Origin of the sequence: Salipaludibacillus sp. CF4.18, assembly GCF_051262595.1 — a bacterium.
GTDB lineage: Bacteria > Bacillota > Bacilli > Bacillales > Salisediminibacteriaceae > Salipaludibacillus > Salipaludibacillus neizhouensis.
The window spans coordinates 1-11,106 of sequence record NZ_JBIMEV010000091.1 but is presented as its reverse complement, the minus strand read 5'-3'; the positions used below and the strand labels follow the sequence as shown (position 1 = coordinate 11,106).

The window sequence follows — 11,106 nt, the reverse complement described above, 5'->3', positions numbered from 1 at the left end:
ACGGGCGCGATTGTTTGATAAACCCAAAAAGCCGGTTTCTTATAGGGACCGGCTTTTTGGGTTGAATATTCTAACGTAATAAATTCCGATATGTTAGAAGCACTCTATACTAAAAGGTGACAGTGATTTTTTAAACGTTTTAAAATTATTTTTAACCATATAAACGCAAATAGATGTGTTTTTAGACACGTCCTAAAAGCATACCTTTATAAACGATAATGATCATAAATTTATGGCTTATTTAAAAACAGAAAAATAGAAAAAGATTTTCACTCCTTCTCTCTTATACGTTAAACAAACATTTTTGACTGTACAGATGCAAAAGACTGTTAAATATAAAAAGGGTTGACAAATCATTCATATTGTTTATAATTAAATTATCTCGAATTAAGTATATATCAATTTGAGATAATAATATTTAAAAATATGTTTAATGAGGATAGTAATAGGGTCGAAAAGAGGTTATTGTAGAAATGTTGTTTAAGTAATATAATATTTTTTACCCCAATATGGTTAATTGGAGATATATCAACTAAGTGCATTAAAGAAAAATGCCAAAGATAGCAGGAAGGTGATTCTTATTAATCACTATTTAATAAAAGATAGTCATTTTTAGGAGTGTTCTCAATGGTTACCTTATATACATCCCCAAGCTGTACTTCTTGCCGAAAAGCAAAAGCTTGGTTGATAGAACATCAAATTGCTTTTACTGAAAGAAATATTTTCACTGACCCACTTTCGATCGATGAGATTAAAGAAATTCTACGATTAACAGAAGAAGGTACGAATGAAATAGTGTCTACAAGATTGAGAACTTTTAAGAAAATGAATGTACACCTGGAATCTCTTTCACTAGAAGAATTATATAATATTATTAGAGATGATCCCTCGTTACTACGAAGACCGACTATCTTTGATGAAAAAAGATTAAACGGTGGGTATAATGAAGATGATATTAGAAGATTCTTGCCACGTAAAGTTCGGACAATTAATCTTCAAAAGGCTTACAAAATGGTCATTAATTGATTATTTGGAGGTTGTCAACTTATGTGCTAGCGTATCTCAATAATAGGTGAGGATATAGTAATTACTTGGAAACTTTTAGAGACAGGTTGGAAAGTGTACTTGAACCCTTAGCAATTTCTTTTACAGATACACCTGGGTATCCTGTTATGTAGACATCTTACATCCAGTTAATTAATTTAAGCCAATTTTACATTGCTTACTGATATAACGACTATTTACTCCTTACAAATCATGCTTAAAACTTCTTGACACTAAGAAATAGGTTATTATACGATTATATCGAATTCGAGATAGTTGAAGAGGAATGAGAAGAATGGAATTTGAAAAGAAACTACAAATTGAAGAGGATTTGTCTTTAAAATTATTTATTGTTTTAACCCGTGCATTACAGTCAATAAAAAAGCGTGTTGAAGAAGACATAAAAAGTTTTGGACTAAATCCAACTGAGTTTGCAGTTCTTGAGTTACTTTATAGCAAGGGAGATCAACCAATCCAAAAAATCAGCGATAAAGTTTTGATTGCAAGCAGTAGTATTACGTATGTAATTGATAAGTTAGAAAAGAAAAATTTAATAGAGAGAAAACCTTGTCCAAAAGACCGCCGTATCACATATGCTGCTATAACATCTGAAGGTACTGAATTAATGAAGGAGATTTTTCCAAAACATAGAGACGCGATTCAAGAGATATGTGATGGATTAGATTTTAATGAAAAAGAGAACTTGATTCAACAGTTGAAAAAGTTAGGATATCATGCCCAAGGTGTAGATGTATAATTTTTTTAAATATTTATCTCGAATTAGTAATATATCATTTCGTGCCATATATAATATACAGGTGTAATAATTAAGTATGTACGTATAAAAGGTGTTTGCTGGAATTTAAGCGTTTAAGCGAAGTCATACTATATTTATTAAATAAAGGGAGTGTAAAAAATGAGTAAAAAAACAATGGGCATTCACCATATCACAGCAATTGTAGGTCATCCACAGGAGAATGTAGATTTTTATGCGGGTATTTTAGGGTTGCGTTTAGTTAAAAAAACTGTAAATTTTGATGATCCAGGTACTTATCACTTGTATTTCGGCGATCAAGGAGGAAAACCAGGAACAATTATCACGTTTTTTCCCTGGGGTGATGCAAATCAAGGAAAAATTGGTGACGGTCAAGTTGGGGTCACTTCATATGTTGTTCCAAAAGGGGCGCTGGAATTTTGGGAAAAAAGATTAGAAAAGTTCAAAGTTCCTTTCACAAAAACGGAACGGTTTGAAGAACAATATTTGAAATTTGATGACCCACATGGACTTCATGTGGAAATAGTAGAGAGAGCAGAAGGTGGAATGAATAGATGGAGTTTTGGTGAAATCACACCTGATGTAGCAATTAAAGGCTTTGGTGGAGCAACTCTATTATCAAAACAGCCAAACAAAACGGCTGAATTGTTGGAGAAAGTAATGGGGCTTGAGAAAATCGGAAAAGAAGGGGATTTTGTTCGTTTCCGTTCTTCTAGTGATATAGGAAATGTCATTGATTTAAAATTAACAACCATCGGCAGAGGACAAATGGGTGTAGGTACAGTACACCATATTGCTTGGCGAGCTACTGATGACCAAGATCAACTGGAATGGAAAAAGTATGTTGAAAGTTTTGGATATGGTGTCACACCTGTTCAGGACCGAAATTATTTTAATGCTATTTACTTTAGAGAGCATGGGGAAATACTATTTGAAATTGCAACAGATCCCCCAGGATTTGCTCACGATGAATCCCAAGAGACGATGGGAGAAAAATTGTTGTTGCCTGAACAGTATGAACATCATAGAGAAAAAATTGAAAAGATCGTTTTTCCATTTAAAGTCAAAGAATTAGATTAACTTTTGCGAAAGGATGAATTCAATGCTATCAATTGACCCATCTACTCAAACTGAAAGAGAAAATTATAAGTTTTTAATTGGAAGTATTATTCCAAGACCGATCGCTTTCGTTACGACGATCTCGAGTGCTGGGGTGTTGAACGGTGCCCCTTTTAGCTACTTTAATATAGCTTCATCCAATCCTCCGATGATTTCTTTATCTATACAACGTCCAGAGGGGAGACAGAAGGATACAACGAGAAATATTATTGATTCAAAGGAATTCGTTGTCCATATAGTGGACGAAGAAAATGTAGCAAAAGTAAATCAAACTGCGGCAAATCTTCCACCGAATCAAAGTGAAATTGAACTGGCGGGACTTACTCCGGTAGATAGTACCAAGATTTCTGTGCCAGGCATTAAGGAAACGAAAATTAGAATGGAATGTTTGTTAGAGCATCATTTAGAATTAGGTGGATTAGATACCCCTGGATGTGATTTTATTATTGGAAGAGTCGTTCAATTTCATATTGAAAATGATTTATATGAGCATGGAAGAGTAGATCCAAGGGGACTAGCAGCCGTTAGCCGATTAGCTGGAACGAATTATGCGAAAATTGGTGAAATGTTTTCTATTGATCGTCCTAATTAGATCTGAAACAAACAGGAAAGGAGGAGAATTAAGTGCAAAAGACAGTGGGGATTCACCATATTACTGCGATGGTTAATGATGCTCAACGAAATGTTGACTTTTATGCAGGAGTACTCGGTTTAAGGCTTGTCAAAAAAACAATTAATTTTGACCGTCCAGAAGTGTATCATCTTTATTTTGGCAATGAGTCGGGTCAACCAGGAACAGTGATAACATTTTTTCCATGGGCTAATCAGTTAAAAGGACGAATAGGAACAGGACAGGTCGGATCGACTAGTTACATCATTCCAAAGGATTCTCTTGAGTCGTGGAAGGATCGCTTGAAAAAATTTCGTGTTAAATATATTTCATCTGTCCGTTTTGGAGAGAAGTATTTACAATTCCAAGATCCAGATGGTCTTGAAATAGAATTAACAGAAAGAAATCAAGGACCAATCAATAATTGGAACATTGGTGACATGTCATCTGATTTTTCGATTAGGGGGTTCAGTGAAGCTACGTTAATTTCCGCACAACCTCACAAAACGGCAGATGTCCTTGAAAATGTATTAGGGTTCGATTTTGCAGGGCAGGAGGAGTCCTTTATAAGGTTTACATCTGAAGCATTGATAGGAAATAACATTGATATTAAACTAACTCCATCTGTTCGTGGGTTGATGGGGGCAGGAACAGTTCATCATATAGCCTTTAGAGCAAAGGATGAAGAGGATCTGCTTAAATGGCGATCACTTCTTCAGGATAGGGGATATTATCCGACAGAAATACTTGATCGGAAATACTTTAAAGCCCTTTATTTTCATGAACCAGGAGGGGTTCTCTTCGAAATAGCAACGGATCCCCCAGGCTTTACTGTAGATGAACCAAAGAACACTATAGGAGAAAAACTGATGTTACCATCTTGGTTAGAATCAAAACGACACGAATTAGAAGAGACCTTACCACCTATTGAGGTCCGTACATTGAAAGGGGATAAATGATGAAACACGTATTTAATCAAGGAAAAGATACAACAAAACCAACGCTATTATTGCTTCATGGAACAGGAGGAAATGAATTAGACCTATTACCTCTTGCGGGAAAAATTGATGATGAAGCTTCTGTATTAAGTGTAAGAGGGAACGTTTTAGAAAATGGGATGCCTCGATTTTTTTGAAGGTTAGCTGAGGGCGTATTTGATGAAGAAGACCTTATTTTTCGGACGAAAGAATTGAATAAGTTTCTTGATGAAGCAGCAGAAAAGTACAATTTTGATCGAAACAATATTATTGCAATTGGTTACTCTAATGGAGCGAATATTGCAGCAAGTTTATTGTTTCACTATGAAAATGCCGTAAAGTGTGCAATCCTTCATCATCCAATGGTACCGAGAAGAGGTATCGAAATTACGGGTAGGAAAGGTTAAGTCGATAATTAGGGTTAATAATAAACTAACAAAATTAAATAAACTTACAAAAATATAGCTATTTACCTTGAGTTAGTAATAAACTTTATGATAGTATATGAATTAGAAATAATATATAAACATTTGGAGGGGAATTAATTTGATGGATAACAAACATGAAATTGGCACATTATTATTACGAGTTGTGTTAGGGATTGTATTTTTAGCTCATGGGTCTGATAAGTTTCTAGGTGGGATTGAGAATACAGCAGGTTGGTTTGATAGTATTGGTATACCTAGTTTTCTCGCTTACGTTGTTGCAACAATTGAACTGGTCGGAGGCATCGCATTAATATTAGGTATAGGAACTCGAATTGTTTCCGCATTATTCGCACTTATATTAATTGGAGCCATTATTACAGTGCAATTAGCAGTAGGCTTCATAGGTGGATATGCTTACGATCTTGTATTACTTATCGTATCTGTTCACTTGTTATTAAGTGGAAGCAAGTTATTATCTCTTGGTCAACTTTTCTTTAGAGGTCAAGAAAGCAATAGTTCATTTTCAAAGTCAGCTTAATAATCTCGAATGGAATAAAAGCAGAATTGAGATTTGTAATAAAATATCCTAACAAAGGTAAAAAGAAGATAACATTGAATCACTTATTTTCAATGGAGGTGATTCTTATTAGAGTAAGTAGATAAGAAATCAAAGAAAAGTAGGTGTATTGTTGTGGGATTATTAGAAAAACTATTTGGAAATACAAAGGAGACGAATAACATGTCAAATGTTAAATTAGCAGTTATCTATTACAGTTCAACAGGAACAAACTATCAATTAGCAAAGTGGGCTGAATCTGGTGGTAAAGCAGCAGGTGCAGAAGTTAAAGTATTAAAAGCGCCTGAACTTGCTCCGCAAGAAGCAATTGATTCAAATCCAGCTTGGAAAGCCCATGTGGAAGAAACGAAAGATGTTCCAGAAGCAACACTAGATGACCTTGAATGGGCAGATGCAATCATCTTCAGTGTACCGACAAGATTTGGTAACATGCCGGCACAAATGAAACAATTCATCGATACAACTGGTGGTCTCTGGTTTAATGGCAAACTTGCAAACAAGGCAGTAAGTGCGATGTCTTCTGCAAGCAACGCTCATGGCGGACAGGAAGCAACGATTCTTGCCTTATATAACACAATGCATCATTGGGGTTCGATCATCGCTTCTCCTGGTTACACAGATCCAGTTCAATTTGCTTCAGGTGGTAACCCATACGGAGTAAGTGTAACTGTAGGTCAAGACGGTAATATGCAAGAAGATGTAGAAGAATCTGCAAAATACCAAGCAAAGCGTACAGTACAGGTAGCAGAGTGGATTAAAAAAGGCAATCAATAATAGATAGAGAGCCAATCAATATTTATTGATTGGCTTTTTCTAATTGAAAGGATGGACTTGAATGGCTATTCATAGTGGAGTCGTATCAGAATTAGGCGAAGATACACTTGAACTAATTTGGAATAATATCAATACCTAATGATGCGATATTTACACTTGGACAGGACGATGCGGTTTATAATACAAATCCAAGCTGTAATACTCAGCTGGACGAAGAGACAATTAAACAATTTAAAAATTTATTTAAACGGGTAGGACTAGTCTAAGAGTTTTTAGAAGAGTGTTAATTACTTACTTTTATTAGCTACTTATAATTACGACCACATACTTACTCACTTGTACACAAATTTGTAATTTCTTGCTTTATGTTTTCTAATAGAAAACATAATTACATATTAACAACAAAATCGTTGACAATCTACAACGGAATTTGTTATCTTATAAACGACGGATATCCATATTAGGAAACGAAGTTATGTTTTCAATTTTTCACGCAAGAGTTATTCATATGCAGCTAGTCGTTGCAAGGTATTTGAAACAAGTGGGATCTTGAACCTCTTTTCATATATAATTCTTTAACTCCAGCAGCAAATATCGCAGTGTCACATATGGAAACGTGCACTTCGTCCCAATTTTCTATCCTAGTGGTGCAGCTGATGATGAACGAAATGCAACATACACCAAAGTTATCGATACGGAAACATAAGCCACAGTATATGGCAGTTTGGCTAAATTTTATTAAAGACAATTTGGAGGCGATTAAATGGATTCAAGACAACAGCTAGACCCTTATAGTCCTATTTACGATTTAAGATCTCGTGGAGTCTTCTTGGTATCAACCACTGATGGTAAACGTGCTCATTTTCATTTTGGATGTTGGTCAACGCAATGCTCTCATGAACCCCCTAGGATGTTAACTTGCTTTCCGAAGGAATTTGAAGGTACTGAGATTGTAAAGCGATCTGGAGTATGGTCTTTAAGTATGGTTGCTGCAGATCAAGAGATATTTACGGATCATTTTTTCTCCGGTGATCAAACGATTGAGGCTATTGGAAAAGATAAGTTCATTTATGCAGAAAGTGGTTCCCCAATATTAAAGGATGCAGTTGCTTATTTTGATTGTAAGGTTTCATCCCTAATTGACAATGGAGATTTTTTAATTGCAATTGGTGATATCGTACAAGGTGAAGCGTTACATCCTGACAAAAAAACACTAAATGTTGAATATATAGCCGATGAAAACAGGAAGCATTTCCGGAAGGGTCCGATTACTCTCCCGTTCAAAGGATTTGATTTATAGGCATTTACCATGCTGGACAGAGAAAAAGGCTGTTAAGAAAGGTCTCTCAACAGCCTGACTTTCATTCTATTGCATAGAGGCGTCTTGATATTTGTTGAAAATTTGGTTTAATCCTTCTTCTTTAACGTTTAAAAAGACGTTAACAAAAAATAAGATAACACTTATTACAAGGATGATAGGGAAAATTTGCAAAAGAATCATTAACGACTCATTTCCAACTAAAACAAAAGCTAATCCTAACATAAATAATGGCAAGGAAATATTAAAAAGCCAAAAATGAAGTTTTGCTAAAAGAGTTTCACCAGCTTTCGGGAATAATACATATACTACTCCGAATAACCCCATTGAAGCCCAACCAACTAAGTTTATGTGGGCGTGTGCTCCCGCTAAACTGTGATCTTGGATAATTTCCATAACAAGCTCCAAAACTATCCCCACTAAGAAATATAATGTAGCAATTTTAAGAAAAAGAATACCTATTTTCATTTTACACACGACCTCCCATATTTCAAAATTTTCCAACAATTACAGTCTACAGGAAATAGTCACCTAATATAAGTATTATTTGTAAATTTGTTAATCTATTATAGAAGTAAGGTGTATAAAACACTTAGTAGTGAGGATTATGTTAATACTAAAAAACGCTACAATCTTATTTTTATTAATTGCAGCGTTTTGAATTGTTAAACTATATTACGCAGAGATTTCTTCGATAGAGCGTTTATTCCCTTTATAAATAAAATAAAGAGCAATCATCATGAATAGTAATGCAAAATAACGTTTCATATCTAAATTTATTACTAAACTATTGAACCAGCCGAAATGGTCAATCACAATGCCGATTACAAGCTGACCAATGATAACGGTAATATTGGTTGCAATGACTCCAATTTTAGGAACAGCGGCGATAATAAAAAGTAAAAACAACACGCCTAAAAATACTGCACTTAATTGCCATTTAGGTACTTCCAGGATGGCAAGCACATTTCCTTGACCAAAGAAAAGAACTAAAATGGCTAGAAACAATGTTCCACTTAGAAAAGTTAACAGTGTAGTTTCGATTGTTCCTGCTTTTCGACTGAATGTACCATTTATAGCTGATTGTGCGCTTAATGTGATACCACCTAAAAAGGTAAATAGAATCATTAATATACTCATTTGTAGACCTCCTAGTAAACTAAAATAAGTGCTATAATCATTGAAATAACAGCTAATACTTTTTCTTTGTTGATTCTAAATTTCTTACTTCCAAGCCAACCATAATGTTCAATTACCATACTCATTACTAATTGGCCAATAATGACAGCAACCATAGTTATTCCGACACCAACGAATGGAACACTGATGACAATAGATGTTAAATAAACAACTCCCAAGACACCACCAAGTAGTGTCCACTTAGGTGCTTTAACGGCATAGGAAAGTTTACCTTTTCCAAAGAATAGCCAAAGTAATCCGAGAATTATTGAACCCACAAAAAAGTTATAAAAACTAGTCTCCAACTTTCCTATCGTTTTCCCTAATTCACCATAAATAGCTCCTTCAAAACTAAGAGCTGCCCCTGCTAATAACGCTAATATATATGAGATGTAACGCATTAAATGAATCCCCCTGAGTTCTTTATTTTCAAATATCTAGAATAATCGATATATCGTTTTATAAAAAACAGAAATCAACCAACTCAGATTTCTGTTCTAAGATATTCGGCAACCTGACGAATGAATTCTTCGTTTCTTCGATAGTACGTCCACTGGCCATAACGGACAGATTCAAGAAGACCAGCTTTCTGCATCATATTTAAGTAGTGAGATACCGTAGATTGAGAAGCTTGGGATTTTTCTTGAATGTCTCCTACACATACTCCCCCTTTATAACTTACCTCCTTTGGCAGGTGAGCTCCTTGTTTAGGAAAATGCTTCTCTGGATCCTTCAGCCACTGTAAAATGTTAAGTCGAGTTTTGTTTGATAACGCCTTGAATACATCGATTAGATCCATAGTTCATATTATATATCGTTATTTTTCGATATGTCAATTAGATAGATATGTTAGCTTTCTTCAAAAGAAGGCTACAGTGATTAACTAGTTGGAAATAGAAGAGAAAAATAGAATTAAGTAGGCATAAAAAGAAATCGGTTAATTTTATGCTAAAATAAGATAATGATAGTATAGAGTTTTTAAGAAAAATTAAAGCAATGTTTCAGTGATTTCATCAATGACATTGCACCTATATTTGCTGAAATATAATATCGGACACTGATACTAGGGGTTTTGTATATGTATTCACACTCAATATTTTTTTTCTTTCTAGAAAACATGGCATTAATTATTGCTTTGATGTTTCTAGGGTTAAAATTAAAAGAATTTATTCTACAAAAAATCGATAATCCTCTTCGTTACATGTGGTTAAGTGCACTTTTTATAGGATTTTTATCGTTTTCGATTATGTTTCATCCATTATTACTTGAGGGAATGCGACTGGATTTAAGGGAAGTACCTTTATTTTTTATTTCTTATTTAGGGGGGTGGAAATTAGGGGTTTTATCTGCTATCTTACCCGGCATTTTTCGTTTTTCTCTTGGAGGACCTACTTTAATAGAAGGAATCGTCCAAGGTATTTTACTTCCAGTTTTGATAGGAGCTTTATTTCATAATAAAAAGGTGTTAAATCATCCATACACTATTATTAACATCAAACATATGATTATAGGCTTTATAGTATTTGAAGTAATTAAAACTGGATTAATGCTTTGGACAACACCAATAACTTTTTCGATAACCATTGCAATGTTCTTCTTTGCAACTGTCGCTATACTGGGAATTGGACTAATGTTAAATGATTTTAACCGAAACGCTATGTCAAGAAAAGAACTAGAGTTTTTGTCAAATTATGATTCAATGACCCATTTGCCGAATATACGATACTTCAAAAATGAAGTACATAAGCTTATTTCTCATAAAGTGCCGATTTCTATTTGTATGTTTGATGTCGATTATTTCAAGCATTATAATGATACGAATGGACATCCAGCAGGTGATGAAGTACTGAGAATCATTGGACAATTACTAAAAGAAAGTGTTGAAAAAGGAGACATGATCGCACGATACGGAGGAGAAGAATTTATTATTTGTTATTCCAATGTGACTTCGGCAGAGGATGTAACTGCTACTGCAGAGACTTTTAGGAAGAAAGTCGAAGAATACATTTTTGAAAATGAAGAAACTCAACCAAATGTGGATGTAACGATTTCAATTGGAGTTACCATTCCTTCACAAAATAAAACATTAGATGAACTTATTGGACAAGCTGACAAGGCATTATATCAATCAAAACAAAAAGGCAGAAACCAAGTTACCATTTTTAAATCCTCAATGTAATATCTGGTACTGGCGTAACGAAGAGTGGATTTAATAACAGCGGTGAGGTCAGAGAATTTCCTCTCCTTATTTTTACCACATATATGTTATCAACGACATATTTTTGCTTTAGCAAAAGAATATGTC

13 protein-coding genes and 1 pseudogene are annotated in these 11,106 nt (G+C 34.4%); 10 read left to right on the top strand and 4 right to left on the bottom strand.

What is annotated here, in order from left to right:
- Window positions 1-627 precede the first annotated feature (627 nt).
- The 9 genes and pseudogenes from spxA to ACHABW_RS24745 all read left to right on the top strand — a co-directional run bounded on the left by spxA (window position 628) and on the right by ACHABW_RS24745 (window position 7,604).
- The gene (gene spxA / locus ACHABW_RS24785; RefSeq protein ID WP_435759581.1) at window positions 628-1,026 is read left to right on the top strand and encodes a transcriptional regulator SpxA; all 399 of its coding nucleotides are present in this window, start codon (window positions 628-630) and stop codon (window positions 1,024-1,026) included.
- Window positions 1,027-1,339: 313 nt separating this feature from the next.
- The gene (locus tag ACHABW_RS24780) at window positions 1,340-1,801 is read left to right on the top strand and encodes a MarR family winged helix-turn-helix transcriptional regulator (RefSeq protein WP_435759579.1); all 462 of its coding nucleotides are present in this window, start codon (window positions 1,340-1,342) and stop codon (window positions 1,799-1,801) included.
- Window positions 1,802-1,960: 159 nt separating this feature from the next.
- Window positions 1,961-2,899: a ring-cleaving dioxygenase gene (locus ACHABW_RS24775; RefSeq protein WP_435759577.1), complete on the top strand. Its 939-nt coding sequence runs from the start codon at window positions 1,961-1,963 to the stop codon at window positions 2,897-2,899.
- A gap of 22 nt (window positions 2,900-2,921) precedes the next feature.
- On the top strand, window positions 2,922-3,530 hold the full coding sequence (locus ACHABW_RS24770) for a flavin reductase family protein (RefSeq protein ID WP_435759575.1): 609 nt from the start codon (window positions 2,922-2,924) through the stop codon (window positions 3,528-3,530).
- A gap of 32 nt (window positions 3,531-3,562) precedes the next feature.
- Window positions 3,563-4,507 carry a ring-cleaving dioxygenase gene (locus tag ACHABW_RS24765; protein ID WP_435759573.1) on the top strand — a complete coding sequence of 315 codons (945 nt, stop codon included), beginning with the start codon at window positions 3,563-3,565 and terminating at the stop codon, window positions 4,505-4,507.
- Window positions 4,504-4,929: pseudogene (locus tag ACHABW_RS24760) on the top strand (alpha/beta hydrolase); the annotation flags it as partial. The gene ACHABW_RS24765 and the pseudogene ACHABW_RS24760, both read left to right, overlap by 4 nt.
- 145 nt (window positions 4,930-5,074) lie before the next feature.
- Window positions 5,075-5,491: a DoxX family protein gene (locus ACHABW_RS24755; RefSeq protein WP_435759571.1), complete on the top strand. Its 417-nt coding sequence runs from the start codon at window positions 5,075-5,077 to the stop codon at window positions 5,489-5,491.
- A gap of 201 nt (window positions 5,492-5,692) precedes the next feature.
- Window positions 5,693-6,304 carry an NAD(P)H:quinone oxidoreductase gene (gene wrbA, locus ACHABW_RS24750; RefSeq protein ID WP_435759569.1) on the top strand — a complete coding sequence of 204 codons (612 nt, stop codon included), beginning with the start codon at window positions 5,693-5,695 and terminating at the stop codon, window positions 6,302-6,304.
- A 763-nt stretch (window positions 6,305-7,067) separates the two neighbouring features.
- Window positions 7,068-7,604, top strand: a complete 537-nt coding sequence (locus tag ACHABW_RS24745) for a flavin reductase family protein (RefSeq protein ID WP_435759567.1) — start codon at window positions 7,068-7,070, stop codon at window positions 7,602-7,604.
- A gap of 66 nt (window positions 7,605-7,670) precedes the next feature.
- Here the strand turns inward: ACHABW_RS24745 and ACHABW_RS24740 are convergent, their stop codons facing one another.
- The 4 genes from ACHABW_RS24740 to ACHABW_RS24725 form a co-directional block, all read right to left on the bottom strand.
- Window positions 7,671-8,090 carry a cytochrome-c oxidase gene (locus tag ACHABW_RS24740; RefSeq protein WP_435759565.1) on the bottom strand — a complete coding sequence of 140 codons (420 nt, stop codon included), beginning with the start codon at window positions 8,088-8,090 and terminating at the stop codon, window positions 7,671-7,673.
- A 207-nt stretch (window positions 8,091-8,297) separates the two neighbouring features.
- Window positions 8,298-8,762 carry a DMT family transporter gene (locus ACHABW_RS24735; protein ID WP_435759563.1) on the bottom strand — a complete coding sequence of 155 codons (465 nt, stop codon included), beginning with the start codon at window positions 8,760-8,762 and terminating at the stop codon, window positions 8,298-8,300.
- An 11-nt stretch (window positions 8,763-8,773) separates the two neighbouring features.
- A complete protein-coding gene (locus tag ACHABW_RS24730) occupies window positions 8,774-9,202 on the bottom strand; it encodes a DMT family transporter (RefSeq protein ID WP_435759561.1) in 429 nt (142 codons plus the stop codon).
- Between the two features lie 83 nt (window positions 9,203-9,285).
- Window positions 9,286-9,600 carry an ArsR/SmtB family transcription factor gene (locus tag ACHABW_RS24725; protein ID WP_110934613.1) on the bottom strand — a complete coding sequence of 105 codons (315 nt, stop codon included), beginning with the start codon at window positions 9,598-9,600 and terminating at the stop codon, window positions 9,286-9,288.
- Window positions 9,601-9,879: 279 nt separating this feature from the next.
- Between ACHABW_RS24725 and ACHABW_RS24720 the strand changes: the two genes are divergently transcribed.
- Entirely contained in the window at window positions 9,880-10,980 is a 1,101-nt protein-coding gene (locus ACHABW_RS24720) for a diguanylate cyclase (RefSeq protein WP_435759559.1), read from the top strand.
- The last annotated feature ends 126 nt before the right edge of the window (window positions 10,981-11,106 follow it).